A 20614-nucleotide genomic window follows, 5' to 3' on the forward strand; every position below is an offset into this window, starting at 1 on the left:
AAGGAGCCGGCCATGAATCTTCCCGTATCCGCATCCTCCCTTTACGATCGTGTCAGCCGCGTCATCCCGAAAGCCGAATGGCTGACGTTCCAGGATGATGTCGAGGCGATCCTTGAATTGAAGCGACGGCACAATGCCGTCATTCTCGCTCACAACTATCAGACGCCGGAAATCTTCCATGGCGTTGCCGATATCGTCGGCGACAGCCTCGCGCTCGCCCGCAAGGCAGTCGAAGTGGACGCCGACATCATCGTCCTTGCTGGCGTGCATTTCATGGCCGAGACGGCGAAGCTGTTGAACCCGGAAAAGACTGTGTTGATCCCCGACATGGAAGCCGGATGCTCCCTCGCGGAATCGATCACGCCGGAGGATATCGCTTTGCTACGTCAGGCCCATCCCGGTGTTCCCGTCGTCACCTACGTCAATACGTCGGCAGCCGTGAAGGCTGCCTCCGACATCTGCTGCACGTCGGGCAATGCCCGGCAGGTGGTGGAATCGCTCGGCGTGCCGAAGGTATTGATGCTTCCGGACGAATATCTGGCGCGCAATGTCGCGCGCGAAACCAATGTCGAGCTCATCGCCTGGCATGGGCACTGCGAGGTTCACGAGCTCTTCACGGCAGACGATATCCGCCAGCTTCGCGAGAATTATCCCGGCGTAACTGTGCTGGCCCATCCGGAATGCCCGCCCGATGTCGTCGAGGCAGCGGACTTTGCCGGCTCGACGGCCGTCATGTCCGATTATGTCGGCAAAAGGCATCCATCGCGCGTCGTTCTCCTGACCGAATGCTCGATGAGCGACAATGTCGCCGTGCATCATCCGGATGTCGAATTCATCCGGCCCTGCAATCTCTGCCCGCACATGAAACGCATCACGCTTGGCAATATCCGCAAGGCCCTGGAACAGGGGCAGCATGAGGTGACGGTCGACCCGGCAATTGCCGCAGATGCCCGTCGGGCGGTTGAAAGGATGCTGGCGATATGAGCGAGATTCGTGAAGACTTGAGCGGCCGCATCGTCGTCGTTGGCAGCGGCCTCGCCGGATTGATGACGGCGCTGACGCTGGCGCCTCAGCCGACGGTCATTGTTACCCGCGCCCTGATCGGTGCGGAGACATCGAGCGCCTGGGCGCAGGGCGGCATTGCTGCCAGCATCGGCAAGGGCGATAGTGCAGCCCTGCATCTCGCCGACACGCTTGCAGCCGGCGACGGGCTCTGCGACGCGAAGGTGGCGGCGAGGATCGTTGCGGAAGCGCCTGCCGCCATCGCCGCGCTGGAACGGGCGGGTGTCGAATTCGACCGCGATGATGCCGGAGAATTGTCCCTCGGCCTCGAGGCTGCACATTCGTTTCGGCGTATCGTGCATTCCAAAGGTGATGGTTCGGGGGCTGCCATCGTCCGCGCGCTTGCCGAGGCGGTCGTCCGCACGCCGTCGATCACGGTGCTCGAGGGCTATCAGGCGCAGAGGCTGCTGCTGGATGGGGATCGCGTCGCCGGCCTTTTGTGCTTGACTGACAAGGGCAATGTCGTCTTGCCGTCCTCCCGTGTCGTCCTTGCCACGGGCGGCATCGGCGGCCTCTTCGATGCCACCACCAATCCAGTCGGCAATTTCGGGCAGGGGATTGCGCTTGCGGCACGGGCAGGGGCGCGGCTTGCCGATATGGAGTTCGTGCAATTCCATCCAACGGCGCTCGATAGCCGCAGGCGTCCGCTGGCGCTTGTCAGCGAGGCGGTTCGCGGCGAGGGCGCGCTCCTCATCAATGAAAGCGGCGAGCGCTTCATGGCCGATGTCGAAGGCGCCGAGCTTGCGCCGCGCGATGTGGTCGCCCGTGCCATCAGCGCGGAAATCGCGCGCGGCGGACGGGTTTTTCTCGATGCGCGAGCTGCGCTCGGCAATCGCTTTGGCAGCCACTTTCCGGTGATCGAAGCCCTTTGCAACGAGGCAGGCGTCGATCCGGCGAGCGATCTCATCCCGGTGCGTCCGGCCGTTCACTACCACATGGGCGGCGTTGCGACCGACGAGAGCGGCCGCAGTTCGGTTCCCGGCCTATGGGTGGTGGGCGAGGCGGCTTCCACCGGCCTGCACGGCGCCAACCGTCTCGCCAGCAATTCTCTGCTTGAGGCTGCGGTTATGGGCATGGGGGCAGCGCGCGATATCGCCGGCACGGACGGAGGTGCCACAAGGTTGCCGAAGCATCTTCCCGAGACATTCGCGCCAGACCTGACGCTTGTCCGGCCGATCGTGTCGCGCCATCTCGGTGTGCTGCGTAACGCAGGCGCCATCCATGGCTCGATCGCTGCTCTTCTGCCGCTTTGCGAGAGCGAAGGTCCAGCGACAGATCCCGCGGTGGTGGCTTTGCTGATCGCCGTCTTTGCAAGCCTCAGGACGGAGTCGCGCGGCGCCCATGCCCGCACGGATTTTCCGCTGAAACTGCAACATGCGCAGCGCCGCATGATGAACCTTTCCGACGCCTTGGATATTGCCAGGTCCGTCACCCCCTATTCGCTCGCAAGGAGTGCCTGACATGACGCTTGCTCTCCTCCCGCGCCTGATTGTCGAGCCACTGGTGCGCAATGCGTTGGTCGAAGATCTCGGCCTCGCCGGCGACATCACATCTACGGCCGTCATCCCGGCGGAACATCGGTCCCGCGTTGCTATGGTCACCCGCCAGCCGGGCGTGGTCGCCGGTCTCGATGTCTCCGAACTTGCCTTCGAGCTGGTCGATCCCACTATCGTCATGACCCGGCACGTGCCCGATGGTGCGAAGGTTGATGTCGGCGAGGTCATCGCGACGATCGAAGGGCCATCCCGCGGCCTGCTGACGGCGGAACGCACCGCGCTTAATTTCCTCGGCCATCTCTCCGGTATTGCCTCTGTGACCGGCAGCATCGTCGAGGCGATCGCCGGCACGAAGGCCTCGATCGTCTGCACCCGCAAGACGACACCGGGACTCAGGGCGCTTGAGAAATATGCAGTTCGCGCCGGCGGCGGCATGAACCATCGCTTCGCGCTCTATGACGCGGTGTTGATCAAGGACAATCACGTCGCGATTGCCGGAGGCATCACTGAAGCCATTCGCCGAGCCAAGGCGGGCGTCGGTCATATGGTCAAGATCGAGGTCGAGGTGGATACGCTGGAGCAGCTTCGCGAAGCGATGCAGGAAGGCGTCGATGCCGTGCTGCTCGACAACATGACGCCGGATCAACTGCGCGAGGCGGTCCATATTGTCGGCGGCCGGGCGATCACCGAAGCATCCGGCCGCATCACGCCGGCGACGGCCGCCGCAATCGCCGCTACCGGCGTCGATCTCATCTCCGTCGGCTGGCTGACGCATAGCGCGCCGACGCTCGATATTGGGCTGGACTGGAAGGCTGCGGCCTAGAGCCGCCGATCGCCGGTCAAACGACGACCGGCACCTGCGCGCCGTCCATGCTGATCACGACGCCGGTGACGTAGCCGGCCTTGGCCGAACTCAGGAAAGCAACGACATTGGCGATGTCGCCCGGATCGGCCATACGGCCGATCGGGATGCGCTTCAGGGCATCGGCCAGCGCTTCCTTCTCGGTCGAGCCGGAAGCCTTCGCGGCCGCCTTCAGGCCCTCGGCGACGCGGTCCGTCTCGGTGAGGCCGGGATTGAGGCCGACGACACGCACACCTTTGCCGGCATAGGCGTTGGCAAGGCCAACGCTTGCGAGCATCAGGGCGGCATTGGCCGATCCACCGGCCAGGTGGACGGGCGAGGCGATCTTGCCGCCATTACCGATGATATTGATGACGGCACCTGAGCCGCGCGCGCCCATGCGTTTGATGACGGGATCGATCACGTTGATGTAGGAAAAATACTTCGCATCCATCGCAGCCCGCCAGATGGCAGGCGTCAGCTCATCCGCCGGCGTGCGGGCCGCGGCACCTGCGCTGTTGACGAGGATATCGATCGGGCCGACATCGGACTCGACCTTGTTCACCACGGCAAGTGCCTGCTCGTCGGAGATCAGGTCAGCGGCGTAGCCGCGCGCACCAGGAAGACGCGAAAGTGCAGTATCGATATTCGACTGTGAGCGCGAGCAGATCGCAACGCGCGCGCCTTCCTGCAGGAAGAGTTCAGCACAGGCAAAACCGATGCCCTTCGAGCCGCCCGTGATCAGAACGACTTTATCCTTGAGGCCGAGGTCCATGGAATATCTCCGGAATGATTTGCTTGGATCACCAAGCTATGTCCCGAAATCACCACCGTACAGGGTCGCGGTCGTCACAGCTTGGTTACCCGATCGCGATCTTATGAAAGACGCTTGGCCTTCAGCACGGAAACGGCCGTCTCGCTATTATGGACATAGTCGTTGGCATCGGGCTGACGCTGCACCAGGAGAATGAACAGCAGATCGGTCAGCATCAGCTGCGCGTCACGGGCGGTGATCGCCGAGGAGCGGACGCGATCCTCGTCGCCGACGGTATGGAGGCAGATATCGGCGACGCGGGCGAGCGGATTGTCCTGCAGTCCGGTAACGGCAATGACCGTCGCCTGGCGCTGGCTAGCCAGTTCCGCGATCCTGAGGGTTTCAATACTGGCGCCGGAATAGGAAAGCGCAAAGAGCAGGTCGTCCGGCCCCAGCGTCGATGCATTGGCCATCTGCACATGGCTGTCGCTGTCATGCAGCACGTTGCGGCCGAGCTTCATCAGCTTGTAGGAAAAGTCGCGCGCCACCAGCGACGAGGCGCCGACACCTGCCAGATGGATGCGCCGAGCATCATGAAGCGCCTCGAGCGCTTTTGCGATATCGGCTTCGTTGTTGACGGAAATCGTCTGCTGCATGGCCTGCATCTTGCTGCCGAGCAGCTTCTGCAGGATCGTGAGATAGCCGTCGCCCACTTCGATCGTGCCGTGGATCATACCGGCCGGCGCCTGCCATTCCTGCGCCTTGGCCTCGCTGACGGCCAGCTTCAGCTCTTGATAGCCAGCATAGCCGAGCTTCTGGCTGAATTTCACGACGCTCGACTGGCTGCGACCCGTTTCGACAGCAAGCGCGGCGGAAGAAAGGCGCAGCATCTGGTCGGGATTGTCGATGATGAACTGTCCGATCTGGCGATCGGCAGGGGCCATGGTTTCGAGCTGCGCGCTGATTTTCTTTAAGATCGACATTTGTCCCTTCTAACCATCCAGGCCGCTTTACCCATCGACACGAGCGAACCAAAAATAGCATCCGGTTCAAGCTCGGCAATCTCGCTTCGTGCGATCGGACATTATCACAGCAGCTTGGAATAAAAAATTCCAAATCTGGTTGACACTCTGGAATGGCCGATTAGTCTTTGGAGGAAACGCGTGAAGGACTCGTGGCGTCCTCACCTTTTCCTCGATGGATTTTCATCATGGACAGACTTCGCATCTCCGGCGGCAAAAGGTTGCAGGGCGCGGTGACCATCGCTGGCGCCAAGAACGCCGCCTTGCCGCAGATCGCAGCGGCGCTCTTGAGCCCGCATCCGCTGGAGCTCACGAACCTGCCGGCCGTCAGCGACGTCGAAAACATGCTCGGCGTTATTGCGCTGCACGGCGCCAAGATCGCACGCTGGCCGCATGGCACGACGATCGATGCGAGCGAGATCGTCTCGAAAGAGACGTCCTACGATACGGTCAGGCGCATGCGGGCGACCGTGCTGGTGCTGGCGCCGCTGCTCGCCCGCTTCGGCCATGCGCGTGTTTCCCTTCCTGGCGGCTGTGCCATCGGCGCCCGGCCCGTTGATATGCACATCAAGGCTCTGGCGACTCTGGGCGCCGATATCGCGATCGAAAGCGGTCTGATCGTCGCTTCAGCCTCGAAGGGGCTGAAGGGGGCGCGGATCGTGCTGAGCTCGCCATCCGTCGGTGCGACGGAAACGGCGATGATGGCCGCCTGCACCGCCGGAGGCGAAACCGAGATCCTGAATGCGGCACGCGAGCCGGAAGTGGCTGATCTGGCAGCCTGCCTTTGCGCCATGGGGGCGCGGATCGAAGGAGCCGGCACACATCGTATTCTCATCGACGGCGACACCAGCTGGCGCCCTGCCAAGCATCACGGTATTCCCGACCGCATAGAGGCGGGCACTTATGCCGTGGCGGCAGCGATCACCGGCGGTCAGCTCGAGCTCATTCATGCCAGGCTGGAAAATCTGGCCTCCGTCGTCCAGGCTTTGGAAGCCATGGGTGTGAGCGTCTGGCCGAGCGATCGCGGACTGGTCGTCTCTAGGGACGGTCCGCTCAAGGGGGCCGATATCACCACGGAACCCTATCCTGGCTTTCCGACTGATCTGCAGGCGCAGTTCATGGCTCTCGCCTGCTGTGCCGAGGGCGCCTCGCTAATCCGTGAGACGGTGTTCGAAAACCGCTTCATGCATGTGCCGGAGTTGACGCGCCTCGGCGCCAATATCACCTTGCAGGGCACGACTGCTTTGGTGCGCGGCGGAGCGCCGCTCAAGGGCGCGCAGGTGATGGCGACGGATCTTCGCGCATCCGTTTCGCTCGTCCTGGCCGCCCTAGTGTCGGAAGGTGAAACCATCATCAACCGCGTCTATCATCTTGATCGTGGCTACGAGCAACTGGATCGCAAGTTGCGCCTATGCGGCGCTGATATCGAACGGCTGACGTCATGACGGCCGCATCGGAAAACGCTCCCTATTTCCTCGGCATTGACGGCGGTGGCACCGGCTGCCGGGCTCGTATCGAGGATGCTGAAGGTACGGTTTTGGGGCAGGGATTGTCCGGCCCGGCAACGACCAGGCTCGGGATAGCCGAAGCATGGGCGTCGATTTCGCGTGCCTTTGACGCAGCAATCGAAGAAGCCGGGTTGAGTGCCGACCATATCGGGCGCATCCATGTCGGAGTCGGGCTGGCGGGCATCGGGCGTAAGGGCGCGCTTGATGCGTTGAAGGCGATAGAACATCCATTTGCTAGCATCGATTTTATCAGCGATGGCGAGGGCGCCTGCCTTGGCGCGCATTCCGGTCGCGATGGCGCCATTGTCATCGCCGGGACGGGCTCGATCGGTCTCGGCCTCGTCGAAGGACGGCAATTGCGGGTCGGCGGCTATGGTTTTCCCATTTCGGATGAGGGGAGCGGCGCCTATCTCGGATTGAAGGCGGTGCAGCTTGGGTTGCGTGCCCATGACGGCCGCGAACAGAAGACGGCATTACTGGCCGAAATCATGCAGCGCTTCCAGAACGATCCGATGGAGGCGGTCGCCTGGATGGACCGGGCATCGGCCACGGATTATGCCACCCTTGCACCGATGGTCCTGCGACATGCCGATCAGGGCGATGCTGCCGCACGGCGGATCGTGCAAAGCGCGGCCGGCCATATCGATACTCTGGTTCGCATCCTGTTCGAGAAAGGTGCACCGCGCGTCTGCCTGCTCGGCGGTCTCGCAAGCCCGCTTGAACCCTGGCTCTCGCCCGATGTACGCCGTCGGTTGAAACCCAGCGATGGCGACGCGGTATCCGGTGCGATCATTTTGGCAAGACAGGCAATTTGCGACTCTCGAACCGAATGACCCATGGGATGTAATAAACGTCTTTCTCTTTCCTCTTGATTCTATCGACGGCAGGCCCTATTTTGACTATATATGGTCATTTTCGATTGAGGGCGTGATGTCAACAATTAGCGTAGCAGAGGCAAAGGCAGGCTTTGCCAATTTGGTCGATGAAGCCGCCAACGGTGATTTTGTCACCATTACGCGCCACGGGAAGCCCGCTGCCGTACTTGTGTCGGTCGAAGCGGCAGAGGCCGCAAAGAAGGCTTTGGAGAAGCCAAAGCCGAATTTCGGGGATTTCCTGCTCACCTTTCCCGGTGGTGTCGATCTGGATCGAAACTCCTCAAAAATGAGGGACGTTGATCTGTGACGGAGTACCTGCTCGATACGAATATTATCAGCAGATTTGCGCCGGATAAGGTGCCGCCCTCCGATGCCATCCGGATGTGGTTCCACAATCAGGGCGAAGCCGATGCGCTATTTCTGTCGGCCATGTCTGTCTCGGAGATCGAAAAGGGAATACGCTCCCTTCATCGTCGCGGCGGAACTGAGCGAGCCAAGCGTCTCTCTGACTGGCTCGATTTCATCACGGATAGTTTCAGCGATCGTATCCTACCCATGGATACGGTGGTCGCGCGGGTCGCCGGTGCTCTGGAAGACGACGCCCTGAGCAAGGGCCACAATCCTGGCCTCGGCGACATTATCATTGCAGCGACGGCGCGGGCTTATGACCTGACCGTCATCACCGAAAACTTACGGCATTTCCGGCCGCTCGACGTGTCGGCTGATCTTCCGATGGTTTTCAGATCGGAATGATCGCTCTCTTCCTATTGAATACCAGCGTGATGATGGCGACGTCTAAGAGCAAGCTGACCGATCTGGAGCCGAAGCGTTAGCTTGCGTCGGTCGGTAAATCACACTTACCGCTGTGTGCTGTCGCCGCATAATCCGCAGTGGTGAATTCGCGCGGCAGAATTGGAATATTTTATTCCTTTATAGATTGACGAAAGGAATAATCAGACATAGTGTTAACCAAGGTAAACAGGGAGTGGGCAGGAAGCGAAGCCGAAAAAGGCCGTCCGAGCCCTGGCTGATTTTGATCGGCCGTCTGACTGAAAGCCGAACTTTGCTGAGGGGTGTTCGATACTGAAATGGTCGAACTTGCCACTGCGAGTTATTGATATCGAAGCGTTATTTCGCGAGCAGGCCCATGACAGAACAGACGTTGATATCCGAACTGGAGCAATTGGTTTCCGAAGGGCGCAATCCGAATACGATGCATATCGATCTGTTGCCGACCTTCGATATCCTGCGTGAAATCAATTATGAGGATCAGACGGTGCCCGTCGCCGTCGAGAAGGTCATTCCGGCGATTGCCGCTGCCGTCAATCAGATCGTCGCCGCCTTCCGGAAGGGTGGACGGCTGATCTATATGGGAGCCGGCACCAGCGGTCGTCTCGGCGTTCTCGACGCCTCCGAATGCCCGCCCACCTTCAGCGTGCCGCCTGATATGGTCATTGGATTGATTGCGGGCGGCCCGGATGCGCTGCGCCGTTCGATCGAAGGCGCAGAAGATGATCCGGTACAGGGACGTCAGGCGCTGGAGGAGATCAAACTCACCAAGGATGATGTGGTCGTCGGCATCGCAGTCAGTGGCCGCACGCCCTATGTCATCGGTGGTCTGAACTACGCCAAGAGTATCGGTGCCTTTACCGTCGCACTATCCTGCAATCCCAATTCCACCATCGCCGGCATTGCCGATCTGGCGATCTCGCCTGTTGTCGGCCCGGAAATCCTGACCGGCTCGACCCGGCTGAAATCCGGCACGGCCCAGAAACTCATTCTCAACATGCTGACGACGGCCAGCATGATCCGCATCGGTAAGAGCTATCAGAACCTGATGGTCGACGTCAGCGCCAGCAACAAGAAGCTGGTGGCGCGCGCCTCGCGCATCGTCATGCAGGCGACCGGTTGCACCCAGCAGGAGGCCCGCCGGGTGCTTGATCTCACCGGCAATGACGTCAAGCTAGCCATTCTCATGGAAATTACCGGGATGGGCATTGAAGAAGCCCGCACGGCATTGCAAAACGCTGATGGATTCCTGCGCAAGGCCATCAACGCCAGGACTGCTTGAGACAACCATCGCGGCATGCCGCGACGGCAATCAATGGGCCAAAATCGGCCGGGGACATTTAAAAAATTTGGAGGACTGAAAGTGGAAGGGAATTTTGGAAAGAAGTTGATTTCGGGCGTGGCGCTGGCCGTGGGGATCGGTCTGGCGACGGTTGCGATGCCCGTAGAGGCAGCGACGTTGCGCATGGCATGGTCGCAGGACGCAACCGGGCTCGATCCGCATAAGCAGACGGCCTTCTCCTCCATCCGCCTGCTGGAGCTGATCTACGAACCGCTCGTTCGTCTCGACAGCAATCTGCAGATCGCGCCTGGCGTTGCCGAAAGCTGGCAGTTCTCGCCCGACGGCAAGCAGCTGACCTTCAAGCTCAACGCAAAGGCTAAATTCCAGAACGGCGCAGCCGTCACATCGGCCGACGTCAAGGCCTCCTTCCAGCGCATTCTCGATCAGGCGACCGGCGCTGTCGCCCGTGCCAACTTCCTGTCAATTGCAAGCATCGACACGCCCGATGCCGCAACCGTCGTCTTCAACCTGTCGCAGCCCGACGTCCCGCTTCTGACTGCCATGACGAGCCTTAACGCTGCAGTCGTGCCGGCCAGTGAAATCACAGCCGGCACCATCGGCACTAAGGCGATTGGCTCCGGCCCCTTCAAGCTCGACAGTTGGGTTCCGAACTCCAAGGAGGTCCTGAGCGCCAATAAGGATTGGGCGGGGGGTGCCACCGGCGCCGATGGCATCAACATCAGCGTGCTGCCGGATGAAACCGCGATCCTTGCCTCGCTGCGCACCGGCCAGATCGATTTCGCGCTGTTGAACGATCCGCTCGTGGCAACGCTGGTGCCGAAGGAGCCGAAGCTGCAGCTCACCCGCACGCCGGTGCTCTCCTACAACGTTCTGCAGCTCAATCCATCGCGCAAGCCGATGGATCAGCTGGCCGTGCGCCAGGCGATCTCGTGTGCCATCGACCGCAAGGATGTGATGGACACCGCAGCTCTCGGCGAAGGCAAGGTAACGGGGCCGCTGACGATGCCGCTCTATGCGACCGATCCCAGCAAGCTCTTCTGCTACACGCGCGATGTCGCCAAGGCGAAGAAGCTGATGGCCGATGCCGGCTTTGCCAACGGCTTTTCGGCGACTGTGATTGCCGCAACCGGCGAGCCGCCGACCGCTACGGCCGAGGCGCAGGTCATTCAGTCGCAGCTCGCCGAAATCGGCATCAAGCTCGATATCAAGGTGATGGAACTCAACGTCTATGTCGACACCTGGCTGAAGGGCAATTTCGACATGGCTGTCGCGCTCAATGGCGGCAGTGCCGACCCCTATTCGATGTACAACCGTTATTGGACAAAGACCGGCAACCTGCAGAAGGTCGCCAACTATATCGACGACACGCTCGACAGCTTGATGCAGAAGGGCCGCGCCGAGACCGATCCGGGCAAGCGCAAGGAGATCTTCGCCGAATTCGAAAAGCATCTCGCCGAAGTCTCGCCCTGGATCTGGCTCTATACGGCTTATGGCTATACGGCCGAGCAAAAGAACGTCGAAGGTTTCGTGCCTACACCGACCGGCTCGCTGTTCGGCCTCAGCAAGGTTTCGATCAAGTAGCGATGACCGGGACATAGAGCATTTCCCTTCAATCTATGTCATGGAAATGCTCTATCTCTTTGTTTTTAAGCAATTTCAGCTGTCAGTTCACGTCTTGGTTTAGCTGAAGTTGTTCTAGAGGAATTGCAATGTCATATCTGACGCGCCGGCTGATGACATTCCCGCTGATCATGCTGGGCGTTTCCATCTTCGTCTTCGTCGCCATCCGGCTGGTGCCGGGCGATGCGATCACGGCGATGCTCGGAACCAATGCGGGCCTGCTGACGCCGGAGCAGCGAGAGGCTCTAGCCGCCTATTTCGGCATCGACCAGTCCTGGCCGATCCAGTACTGGCACTGGCTGCTCGGTGTATTTCAGGGCAATCTCGGCATATCGGTTACCTATGGCAAGCCGGTGCTCGACATCATCCTGGAACGCTTTCCGCTGACGCTCGAGCTTGCCTTGCTTTCCATGACGATTGCGCTTGCCATCGGCCTGCCGGCGGGAGTCTTCGCCGCTACGCGGAACGAGAAACTGTCCGACCTTGCCGTGCGCATCGTCGCCATGATCGGACAGTCCACGCCGAATTTCGTTCTCGGACTGCTGCTGATCTATGCCTTGTCGGCGAGATTTGGCGTGTTGCCGACCATGGGTGCATTCACACCCCTTTGGGAGAACCCGCTCGAAAATCTCGGCCAGATGATCCTGCCGGCGCTGACGCTCGGTTTTGCCTTTGCCGCTTCCGTGACACGCGTCGTGCGCTCCGCCATGCTCGATGTCCTGAGCGATGATTATGTCCGCACCGCCCGCAGCCGTGGCGTGCCGGCGCGTGGCGTCATCTGGCGGCATGCTTTGCCGAATGCATTGATCCCGGTGGTGACCTTGAGCGGCGTCGAATTTGGCTATCTGCTTGGCGGTGCCGTGCTGGTCGAGCAGATCTATGCCCTCCCCGGGCTGGGGCGCATGGTACTCGATGCCATCCTGCAGCGCGACTACGCGCTGGTGCAGGGCAGCGTGCTATTCATTGCCTTCAATTTCATGATCGTCAATCTGCTGGTCGATCTCGCTTACGTCGCGCTTGATCCGCGCGTTCGGCTTGGAGAAGGCTGATGCGCATCGTCAAAGCCATCTTCGGACATATGAGCGGCCGGATCGGCGGCGTTATCGTTCTTATCTATATCCTGCTTGCCATTCTCGGCACGCTCGGTGTCACGCCGCACGATCCACTGACGCAGAATCGCATCGATAGGCTGCATGCGCCGAGCCTCACATACTGGATGGGCACGGACCTCTTCGGCCGCGATGTTGCGAGCCGCCTGATGCACGGCATCGGCGAATCCTTCATAGTCGCCTTCTTTTCCGTCGCTGCTGCGACCCTGATCGGCACCGTGCTTGGCTTGACCGCTGCCTGGTCGGGCAAACGTTGGGATGGCGTCATCATGCGCGCGATGGATGTGCTTCTAGCTTTCCCGGCGATCCTGCTGGCGCTCCTGATCATCGCCATTGTCGGGCCTGGTACCTGGACAAGCGTTGCCGCAATTGCGATCGTCTATACGCCGATCTTCACCCGCGTCGTGCGCGGCCCGGCTCTTTCCTTGAAGGGACGCGATTTCGTCGATGCCGCCCGCACCTTCGGCAGCAGCCGTTCTTACATCCTGACGCGGCATCTCCTGCTCAATCTCGTCGCACCCTTGACGGTGCAGGTAACACTGGCGCTCGCCTGGTCGCTGCTGACGGAGGCGGGTCTCAGCTTCCTCGGCTTGGGAACGCAGCCGCCGGCTTCTTCGCTTGGGCTGATGCTGAGCGACAGTCGCAATCTCATGGAAACGGCGCCTTGGCTGCTGATCTTCCCCGGCGTGACCATCATGATTTCCATTCTCGGCTTCAACCTGCTCGGTGATGCCCTGCGCGATATCCTTGATCCGAAGATGCGGAGGGCGACCGTATGACACCGCTTCTTTCCGTCTCCGATCTCAGCGTCGGCTTCGGACGCAATGCCGAGGCCAATCCCATCGTTCGCAGCGTCAGCTTCGATCTCGAAGCGGGCGAGACGCTGGCGATCGTCGGCGAGAGCGGCTCGGGCAAGTCAGTAACGGCACTGTCAATTAATCGCCTCGTCGATTTCGGCGGTGGCCGCATTATCGGCGGCTCGATCCGGTTCAAGCGTGGCGACAACAGCATCCTCGATCTCACCAAGGCGGGCGAAGCGGAACTGACGAAGATCCGTGGTGCCGAGATCGGCATGATCTTCCAAGAGCCGATGACCTCTCTTAATCCGGTTCTGACCATCGGCACGCAGATCGAGGAATCCTTCCGGCTGCATCGCGGCCTGACCGGCAAGCAGGCGAAAGCGGCGGCCAAGGACGCCCTGGATCGTGTGCGTATTCCGGATGCGGCGCGTCGGTTGACCTATTGTCCGAACCAGCTTTCCGGCGGCATGCTCCAGCGCGTGATGATCGCAACGGCCCTTGCCTGCAATCCGCGTCTATTGATTGCCGATGAGCCGACGACGGCGCTCGATGTCACCGTGCAGGCGCAGATCATGGCACTGCTCGCCGAATTGAAGCGCGAGACCAGCATGTCGATGATCTTCATCACGCACGATATCGGCCTCGTTGCCGGCATTGCCGACAAGGTGATGGTGATGCAGGCAGGCCAGGCGGTCGAGCAGGGTGAGCTTAATCAGATCCTCGACCATCCAACCCATCCCTATACCCAGCATCTCTTGCATTCCGTTCCGCATTTTGCCTCAGGACGGGCTGCACGCACCGATTTTCAAAGGGATGAGGCGTCGTCCAAGCCGGCATTAAAGGTTGATGGCTTGACCGTCCGTTTTCCGGTCAAGGGCGGCCTCCTTTGGCGGTCGAGCGGCGCCGTTCATGCCGTCGAAGGCGTCGGTTTCGACCTGATGCCCGGCGAGACCCTGGCAATTGTCGGCGAGAGCGGATCGGGTAAATCCACCACGGCCCGCGCGATCCTCGGATTGGTGAAATCGACCCGAGGCACCTTTACGACGAATAGCGGCAAGGCGGCGGATCGCAGCAGCGCGGTGCAAATGGTTTTCCAGAATCCATACGCTTCGCTCAATCCGAGACTGCGCATCGATAGCATTCTTGCCGAACCGGTGATCGCCGCGGGCGGCCGCATCTCAGTCGAGACGCGAGACCGCATGGTCATGCTTTTGAAGCGCGTGGGCTTGCCGGAAAACGCCCTGGAGCGCTATCCGCACGAATTTTCCGGCGGCCAGCGTCAGCGGCTTTGCATCGCGCGCGCTTTGATGCTGAATCCCTCGGTGCTGGTGCTTGATGAAGCGGTTTCCGCGCTCGACGTGTCCGTTCAAGCTCAGGTTCTGGAATTGTTGATCGAGCTTCAGCGCGAATATGGTCTTGCCTATCTCTTCATCTCACATGACATGGCTGTCGTGGAGCGGATCGCCCATCGCATCGCGGTGATCTATGCCGGCCAGATCGTCGAGATCGGCGATGCCGCCTCGGTCTTGTCCGAGCCCAAGCATTCCTATACCAGGCGGTTGATCGCGGCGGTTCCGACGGTTGCGCGGCGCAAGGAAAACTTCACGCTCGATACTCGCCAGGTTCCGTCGCTAGTGCGCCCCTTGGGCTTCGAGCCGGCCGTTCCCGAGTGGCGCCGCTTTGCGCCGGATCACATCGCACTGGCAGAAGCCTGAGCGATGCCTAGGAGAGGCGAGATGGCAGCAGGGGGGAGCATGCGGTTTCAGGAGCGTTTCGATCGGGCCTTCGCGCCGCTCGAGCAATCGGTTGCGGCGGCGCGCATTCCCGGCGGCGTGCTTGGTATCGTCGATCTCGACGGCAACCGACGGGTTCGCGCTGCCGGTTCGGCACAGAAGGTACCTGACATCAGGCCGATGCTGGCCGATACCTGGTTCGATCTCGCATCCCTTACGAAAGTCATTTTCACCACGCCGCGCATCCTGGCCCTGGCCGAGGCTGGCACGATCGACCTTGATGCTCCGTTGACGACGCTGCTCCCTGACCTGCGTCAATACAGCGCCGAGGCATGGGAACGGAAGGTGACGTTCCGCCAGTGCCTGGGTCACCAGACACCGTTTCCGGCAGTCGAGCCGATCTACAGCTACGGCCGCGACCCCGACCTCCTGCGCACCTTCATTCTGCAGCGCGAATGGCGCGCCGGCCCGCCCGTCTATTCCGATATCAATTTCATCCTACTCGGCTTCGCGCTGGAGCGGCTGAATAGAAAGACAATCCGAGCCATGGATCCGGGGCCGGGATTTGCCTTCTCCACGCCGCCGGAATTGGCTGCTGCAACGGAAGACTGCACCTGGCGTCACCGCGTTCTCTCGGGCGAGGTTCATGACGACAATTGTTCGGCGCTGCAGGGCGCCGGCCATGCCGGGCTGTTCGGCACGGTGGATTCGATCCTCGATTTCGCTAAGGGATTGCTTGACGGTAGCGGCGCGTCGGCGCAGTCAATCGCGCTGATGCGGACACCGCTTTCGGCCACACGCACGCATGGCTGGGAACGGCCCTATGACGGTTGGCATGGCGGCACTCTTTGCTCGCCCGGCACGATCGGCCATACGGGGTTTACAGGCGTGGCCCTCTGGATCGATTTCGACCAAGGCCGAGCCTGGACCCTCCTTACCAACCGCATCCATCCGACGCGCCACTTCGACAGCGGCATTCTGGCGCTCCGTCAGACCGTCAGCGATCTCGTCAACGCAGCATAGGAGCCTGACCATGGAACCAATCTGGGCAGTCGGTCTGATGACCGGGACCGTCCTCGACGGCAATATCGATGTCGCCATGCTGAAGACGGACGGCGAGCGGATCGAGGAATTTGGCCCCTATGTTCTGGCTCCTTATCCCAGCTGGATTCGGGAACTGCTGGAAGAGACGCTGCGGCAGGCGCGCGCGTGGAATTTTGAGGGACCCGAACCGGCGATCTTCAAGGCGGCCGAGGAAGCTTTGACGCGAGCGCAGTCGGAGGCCGTGAAGGAACTCGTGGAAAGCAACGGCATGACGATGGCCGACATCGGCGTTGTCGGTTTCCATGGCCAAACCGTGCTGCATCGCGCGCCGCAGAAGGACCGGCTGGGGCAGACGCGCCAGCTTGGGGACGGTGAGCTGATGCGGTCCATTCTCGGCACCAAGGTCGCCTATGATTTCCGTTCGGCCGACATGCGTGCCGGCGGGCAGGGCGCACCGCTTGCTGCTGCCTATCATACCGCGCTGCTGCGCGGGGCGGGCGCCGCAGGAGAGGCGGCCATTCTCAATCTTGGCGGCGTTGCCAATGTCACCTGGTGGGATGGAGAGGGCAATTTCGTTGCCTTTGATACCGGTCCTGCCAATGCGCCGCTCAATGATTTCATCAAGTCCCGCGGGCTCGGCGAAATGGACCGTGACGGTGCGCTTGGAGCTGCCGGCAAGGTCGATGAGGCGCGGCTCGAGCGGCTGTTGCAGCACCCATATATGACTGCGCCCTATCCGAAATCGCTGGATCGTTTCGATTTCGGTGCCGCCATGGCGGATGGCCTCAGCCCGGAAGATGGCGCCGCCACGCTTTCGGCCTTCACGGCAAGCGCCGTCGGCAAGGCGCTGGACCTGCTGCCGCGCAGGCCCACCAAGGTCGTCGTCAGCGGCGGCGGCCGGCACAACCCGACGATCATGTCGATGCTGAAAAGCCGGGCCGGCGTCGAGCCGATCTTTGCCGAAGATCTCGGCTGGCGCGGCGATGCAGTCGAGGCGGAATGCTTTGCGTTTCTCGCCGTACGCGTTCTGCGTGGCCTCCCGATCAGCTTCCCCGGCACGACGGGCGTGCCGGCGCCGATGCGCGGCGGACGCCTCGCAGAGTAACAGCCTTAGCGCTGGCTGTCGGGCGAGAGGTTTTCGCTTCCGTCCATCGATGATATGAAGAGGCCGCGAATTTGCGATCGGTTGGTCTCGGACGGATATCGCTTAAATGGCAGGCAGGCATTACCGGGCAGGCTTCTTCGGCATCATCGTCGCTTTTGCGATCGCGTTTTCCGTTAACGGTGTTGCTTTCAGACCCGCGAGAGCTCAACCGGAATGGACTGTCGCACCGCCTGTCTGCATTTCGGGGCCGCTGACGACGGAGACGGGCCAAACGCTGTGCCTGCGCAGGGACAGCTACAATCGCGATCTCTGCACGGCCATAGAGTATTTCGCTCATGCCAACCATCTGCCGCCGGATTATCTCGCACGGCTCGTCTGGCGCGAAAGCCTGTTCCGCTCCGATGCCGTCAGTCCCAAAGGCGCGCGCGGTATCGCGCAGTTCATGCCGGGAACGGCGAAGCTGCGTGGTGTGCGCGACAGCTACGATGCGCTCGAAGCGCTCGGCAAGGCGGCAACCTATCTCGATGAATTGCGCGACCGCTTCGGCAATCTCGGGCTTGCGGCGGCTGCTTATAATGCCGGCGAGGCCGGCCTTGCCAATTTCCTGAATTCCGGCGGGCTTCCCTATGAGACCCGCAACTATGTGAGTGCCATCACGGCCCACAGTGTCGAAGAATGGCGCGATGATCCGCCCGATATCGCGGCCCCAGTGCTCGACAAGGGCAAGCCTTTCGTCGACTCCTGCGTCGCCCTCGCCCAGAGCCGGCGCCTGAAACCGTCGCCCCTGGAGCAGGAGCGGCCGTGGGCGCCCTGGGGCGCTCAACTGGCCGAGCATTTCCAGCTGGATGCGGCTCGGCGGCTATTTGTCGCGAATATCCGGAAGCTGCCTTCGCCATTGAATGTTGAGAAGCCGTTGATCGTGCGTCAGCGCAACGCAGATTTCGGTCGCCGCATCCGCTACGCGGCGCGCATAGGCCGCGACACCCGCGAAGAGGCCGATGCCGTTTGCATTCAGGTGCGGCAGCAGGGCGGCAGTTGCCTGGTTTTTAAGAACTGAGTTTGAGGCGCGTCAATACCAGCGTCATTTGCGGCCAGCGCGTATCGATTGTTTTGTCAAGTGCCTATTGGTAGCGCTTTACTCTCTCCTGCCGCCCGCTTATTCGTTAGAAATCGGCATTTGGGAGGAAAGCCGCTTGGGTAGCCAAAGGAGCGTATGATGGCGCAGAAGCGTGAAGTCCCCGGTATTCGTCCCTACAATAGCCCGGCCGGCGGCTGGGGAGCCCTGAAGGCGACCGCCAATGCGGTGCGCTTGCAGATGGACGTTACGGAAGCGCCCGGCCTGCTACTGCGCACCAATAAGCCCACGGGCTTCGATTGTCCGGGTTGCGCCTGGCCAGACAAGGAGCATACCTCCACGTTCCAATTCTGTGAAAACGGCGCCAAGGCCGTCACCTGGGAGGCGACGAACAAGCGCGTGACGCCGGAATTCTTTGCCGAGCACACGGTAAGCGAACTTCTGACCTGGAGCGACTACGAGCTGGAAAATGCTGGCCGGCTGACCCATCCGATGGTCTACGACCACGCATCCGATACCTACCGGCCTATTGCCTGGGAAGATGCCTTTGCCCGCATCGGCGAGGTCATGCGCAGCCAGCCCGATCCGGATATGGTCGAGTTCTATACGTCCGGCCGAGCCTCCAACGAGGCGGCCTTCCTCTTCCAGATCTTTGCCCGCGAATACGGCACCAACAATTTCCCCGATTGCTCGAACATGTGCCATGAGGCAACCAGCGTCGGCCTGCCGCAATCGATCGGCATCGGCAAGGGCACCGTCTCGCTCGACGACTTCGACGAATGCGATCTGATCATTTCCATGGGGCACAATCCTGGCACCAATCATCCGCGCATGATGGGCACGCTGCACGAATGCTCGCGTCGCGGCGTGCCGATCATCGTCTTCAACCCCTTGAAGGAGCGGGCGCTCGAGCGTTTTGCCGATCCGCAGGATCCGATCGAGATGGGAACCTTCAGCTCGACCCGGATCGCCTCCTCCTATTATCAGGTTAAGATCGGCGGCGATGCGGCGGCGCTGAAGGGCATCATGAAGGCGGTCCTGGCGCTGGCCGAGACCTCCCCTGACGTTCTCGATCACGCCTTCATCGCCGAGCACACCACAGGCTTCGACGCCCTTGTTGCCGATATCAACCAGACGGAGTGGGCTGATATCGAACGGGTTTCGGGCCTTGCCCGCGCCGATCTGGAACGGGTAGCAGAGATCTATGCCAAGTCGAAGGCAACGATCATTGCCTATGGCATGGGTATCACGCAGCATGCCAAGGGGACGGCGAATGTCCAGCAGATCGCCAATCTCTTACTGCTGCGCGGCAATTTCGGCAGGCCCGGCGCCGGCATCTGCCCGCTGCGCGGTCATTCCAACGTGCAAGGCAATCGCACCGTCGGGATTACCGAAAAACCCACTCCTGCGCTGATCGAAGGCATCGAACGTGCCTTCGGTTTCACCTCGCCGGCTCATCATGGTCACGATGCCGTTGCCGCCATGCAGGCGATGGCGGAGGGACGCTCCAAGGTGCTGCTATGCCTCGGTGGCAATTTCTCGATCGCGCTTCCCGATCCGGAACTTTGCGCGCAGGCAATGCGTAAGCTCGATCTTGCGGTTCATATGAACACCAAGCTCAATCGCTCCAATCTGCTTATTGGCAAGGAATCCTTCTTGTTCCCCGTGCTCGGCCGCACCGAGCAGGACGTTCAGGCGACCGGCGCGCAATCGGTGACGATCGAGGATTCGATGTCGATGGTGCATGCGTCGCGCGGCAGGCTGAAACCGGCCTCCGACCAGCTGCGTTCGGAGCCGGCCATCGTTGCCGCTATGGCGCAGGCCACCCTGCCGACCAGCAAGGTCGCCTGGATGGAGCTCATCACCGACTACGATCTGATCCGCGACAAGATCGAAATCGTCTATCCGGATTTTGCCGATTACAATGAGCGCATCCGCGTGCCGGGCGGCTTTCGCCTACCGATCGGACCGACGGAGCGCGTCTGGAAGACGCCTTCCGGCAAGGCGGAGTTCAAGCTGTTTTCCGGCCTCAACGAGGATATTTCGCTTTCAGATGGGACTATCCTCAAGCTCGCCACCATCCGCAGCCATGATCAGTACAACACGACCATCTATGGCCTCGATGACCGCTATCGCGGCGTCTTCGGCCGCCGCGACGTGCTGTTCATGAACGATAAGGATTTGAAGGCAAAGGGGCTGGAGCACGGCGATCTCGTCGAGATCGAGACGGCACTTCCCTCAGGCGGCAAGCGGCTCTTGAAGCTGACGGCGATTTCCTACGATATTTCCGAGGGCTCCGTCGCAGCCTACTATCCCGAGGCAAATTGCCTGATCCCGATCGACTACCAGGACAAGGAAAGTGGCACTCCTTCGTATAAGTCCATTCCGGTACGGGTCAGCAAGGCGCCTTGATACGCAGACATCCAGCCATCTTCATGGCTGGATGTCGTATCGCTATATTGGTTCCCGATGAGAGAT

Annotated in this window: 18 protein-coding genes; 16 read left to right on the forward strand and 2 right to left on the reverse strand. The window is 61.1% G+C overall.

Features of this window, described 5'->3' with window-relative positions; translation table 11 throughout:
• The first annotated feature begins 12 nt into the window (after nt 1-12).
• From nadA to nadC, 3 genes are read left to right on the forward strand one after another with little or no spacing between them, the layout of a single operon-like run.
• Complete coding sequence (nadA, locus tag PH558_RS07830) at nt 13-984, forward strand: quinolinate synthase NadA (protein WP_113407602.1); 972 nt, start codon at nt 13-15, stop codon at nt 982-984.
• Nucleotides 981-2522: an L-aspartate oxidase gene (locus PH558_RS07835; RefSeq protein WP_285203218.1), complete on the forward strand. Its 1542-nt coding sequence runs from the start codon at nt 981-983 to the stop codon at nt 2520-2522. Before nadA ends, PH558_RS07835 begins: the two co-directional genes overlap by 4 nt.
• Before the next feature lies 1 nt (nt 2523).
• A complete protein-coding gene (gene nadC, locus PH558_RS07840) occupies nt 2524-3381 on the forward strand; it encodes a carboxylating nicotinate-nucleotide diphosphorylase (protein ID WP_285203219.1) in 858 nt (285 codons plus the stop codon).
• 16 nt (nt 3382-3397) lie between these two features.
• Here nadC and PH558_RS07845 read toward each other — a convergent pair whose 3' ends face one another.
• Together PH558_RS07845 and PH558_RS07850 are read right to left on the reverse strand one after the other, a co-directional pair.
• Nucleotides 3398-4174: an SDR family oxidoreductase gene (locus PH558_RS07845; protein WP_113407603.1), complete on the reverse strand. Its 777-nt coding sequence runs from the start codon at nt 4172-4174 to the stop codon at nt 3398-3400.
• A 101-nt stretch (nt 4175-4275) separates the two neighbouring features.
• On the reverse strand, nt 4276-5136 hold the full coding sequence (locus PH558_RS07850; RefSeq protein WP_285203220.1) for a MurR/RpiR family transcriptional regulator: 861 nt from the start codon (nt 5134-5136) through the stop codon (nt 4276-4278).
• 227 nt (nt 5137-5363) lie between these two features.
• Between PH558_RS07850 and murA the strand changes: the two genes are divergently transcribed.
• From murA to PH558_RS07915, 13 genes are all read left to right on the forward strand, one after another.
• Nucleotides 5364-6620, forward strand: coding sequence for a UDP-N-acetylglucosamine 1-carboxyvinyltransferase (gene murA, locus PH558_RS07855; RefSeq protein WP_285203222.1), 1257 nt, complete (start codon nt 5364-5366; stop codon nt 6618-6620).
• Complete coding sequence (locus tag PH558_RS07860) at nt 6617-7516, forward strand: glucosamine kinase nucleotide-binding domain-containing protein (protein WP_285203223.1); 900 nt, start codon at nt 6617-6619, stop codon at nt 7514-7516. The genes murA and PH558_RS07860 overlap by 4 nt, the downstream gene beginning before the upstream one ends.
• A gap of 97 nt (nt 7517-7613) precedes the next feature.
• Nucleotides 7614-7865 carry a type II toxin-antitoxin system Phd/YefM family antitoxin gene (locus PH558_RS34210; protein ID WP_095436838.1) on the forward strand — a complete coding sequence of 84 codons (252 nt, stop codon included), beginning with the start codon at nt 7614-7616 and terminating at the stop codon, nt 7863-7865.
• Nucleotides 7862-8311 carry a type II toxin-antitoxin system VapC family toxin gene (locus tag PH558_RS07870; RefSeq protein ID WP_095436837.1) on the forward strand — a complete coding sequence of 150 codons (450 nt, stop codon included), beginning with the start codon at nt 7862-7864 and terminating at the stop codon, nt 8309-8311. The genes PH558_RS34210 and PH558_RS07870 overlap by 4 nt, the downstream gene beginning before the upstream one ends.
• A gap of 394 nt (nt 8312-8705) precedes the next feature.
• Nucleotides 8706-9629: an N-acetylmuramic acid 6-phosphate etherase gene (gene murQ, locus PH558_RS07875; RefSeq protein ID WP_285203225.1), complete on the forward strand. Its 924-nt coding sequence runs from the start codon at nt 8706-8708 to the stop codon at nt 9627-9629.
• A gap of 156 nt (nt 9630-9785) precedes the next feature.
• Complete coding sequence (locus PH558_RS07880; protein ID WP_285203799.1) at nt 9786-11231, forward strand: ABC transporter substrate-binding protein; 1446 nt, start codon at nt 9786-9788, stop codon at nt 11229-11231.
• A 128-nt stretch (nt 11232-11359) separates the two neighbouring features.
• Complete coding sequence (locus PH558_RS07885; RefSeq protein WP_113407608.1) at nt 11360-12319, forward strand: ABC transporter permease; 960 nt, start codon at nt 11360-11362, stop codon at nt 12317-12319.
• Entirely contained in the window at nt 12319-13158 is an 840-nt protein-coding gene (locus PH558_RS07890) for an ABC transporter permease (RefSeq protein WP_113407609.1), read from the forward strand. Before PH558_RS07885 ends, PH558_RS07890 begins: the two co-directional genes overlap by 1 nt.
• Entirely contained in the window at nt 13155-14894 is a 1740-nt protein-coding gene (locus PH558_RS07895; protein WP_285203227.1) for an ABC transporter ATP-binding protein, read from the forward strand. The genes PH558_RS07890 and PH558_RS07895 overlap by 4 nt, the downstream gene beginning before the upstream one ends.
• A 21-nt stretch (nt 14895-14915) precedes the next feature.
• On the forward strand, nt 14916-15935 hold the full coding sequence (locus PH558_RS07900) for a serine hydrolase domain-containing protein (protein ID WP_285203228.1): 1020 nt from the start codon (nt 14916-14918) through the stop codon (nt 15933-15935).
• 10 nt (nt 15936-15945) lie between these two features.
• Nucleotides 15946-17061: an anhydro-N-acetylmuramic acid kinase gene (locus PH558_RS07905; protein ID WP_095436830.1), complete on the forward strand. Its 1116-nt coding sequence runs from the start codon at nt 15946-15948 to the stop codon at nt 17059-17061.
• Nucleotides 17062-17167: 106 nt separating this feature from the next.
• Complete coding sequence (locus tag PH558_RS07910) at nt 17168-18118, forward strand: lytic transglycosylase domain-containing protein (protein ID WP_113407611.1); 951 nt, start codon at nt 17168-17170, stop codon at nt 18116-18118.
• 159 nt (nt 18119-18277) lie between these two features.
• Complete coding sequence (locus PH558_RS07915) at nt 18278-20548, forward strand: FdhF/YdeP family oxidoreductase (RefSeq protein WP_285203233.1); 2271 nt, start codon at nt 18278-18280, stop codon at nt 20546-20548.
• Nucleotides 20549-20614 lie beyond the last annotated feature (66 nt).

This window comes from Rhizobium pantanalense, from assembly GCF_030182525.1.
GTDB lineage: Bacteria > Pseudomonadota > Alphaproteobacteria > Rhizobiales > Rhizobiaceae > Rhizobium.

Bases quoted from the DNA above. Each gene is read 5' to 3' on its own strand.
- nadA (WP_113407602.1), top strand. From the start codon at position 13: ATGAATCTTCCCGTATCCGCATCCTCCCTTTACGATCGTGTCAGCCGC.
- PH558_RS07835 (WP_285203218.1), top strand. From the start codon at position 981: ATGAGCGAGATTCGTGAAGACTTGAGCGGCCGCATCGTCGTCGTTGGC.
- nadC (WP_285203219.1), top strand. From the start codon at position 2,524: ATGACGCTTGCTCTCCTCCCGCGCCTGATTGTCGAGCCACTGGTGCGC.
- PH558_RS07845 (WP_113407603.1), bottom strand. From the start codon at position 4,174: ATGGACCTCGGCCTCAAGGATAAAGTCGTTCTGATCACGGGCGGCTCG.
- PH558_RS07850 (WP_285203220.1), bottom strand. From the start codon at position 5,136: ATGTCGATCTTAAAGAAAATCAGCGCGCAGCTCGAAACCATGGCCCCT.
- murA (WP_285203222.1), top strand. From the start codon at position 5,364: ATGGACAGACTTCGCATCTCCGGCGGCAAAAGGTTGCAGGGCGCGGTG.
- PH558_RS07860 (WP_285203223.1), top strand. From the start codon at position 6,617: ATGACGGCCGCATCGGAAAACGCTCCCTATTTCCTCGGCATTGACGGC.
- PH558_RS34210 (WP_095436838.1), top strand. From the start codon at position 7,614: ATGTCAACAATTAGCGTAGCAGAGGCAAAGGCAGGCTTTGCCAATTTG.
- murQ (WP_285203225.1), top strand. From the start codon at position 8,706: ATGACAGAACAGACGTTGATATCCGAACTGGAGCAATTGGTTTCCGAA.
- PH558_RS07880 (WP_285203799.1), top strand. From the start codon at position 9,786: ATGCCCGTAGAGGCAGCGACGTTGCGCATGGCATGGTCGCAGGACGCA.
- PH558_RS07885 (WP_113407608.1), top strand. From the start codon at position 11,360: ATGTCATATCTGACGCGCCGGCTGATGACATTCCCGCTGATCATGCTG.
- PH558_RS07890 (WP_113407609.1), top strand. From the start codon at position 12,319: ATGCGCATCGTCAAAGCCATCTTCGGACATATGAGCGGCCGGATCGGC.
- PH558_RS07895 (WP_285203227.1), top strand. From the start codon at position 13,155: ATGACACCGCTTCTTTCCGTCTCCGATCTCAGCGTCGGCTTCGGACGC.
- PH558_RS07900 (WP_285203228.1), top strand. From the start codon at position 14,916: ATGGCAGCAGGGGGGAGCATGCGGTTTCAGGAGCGTTTCGATCGGGCC.
- PH558_RS07905 (WP_095436830.1), top strand. From the start codon at position 15,946: ATGGAACCAATCTGGGCAGTCGGTCTGATGACCGGGACCGTCCTCGAC.
- PH558_RS07910 (WP_113407611.1), top strand. From the start codon at position 17,168: ATGGCAGGCAGGCATTACCGGGCAGGCTTCTTCGGCATCATCGTCGCT.
- PH558_RS07915 (WP_285203233.1), top strand. From the start codon at position 18,278: ATGGCGCAGAAGCGTGAAGTCCCCGGTATTCGTCCCTACAATAGCCCG.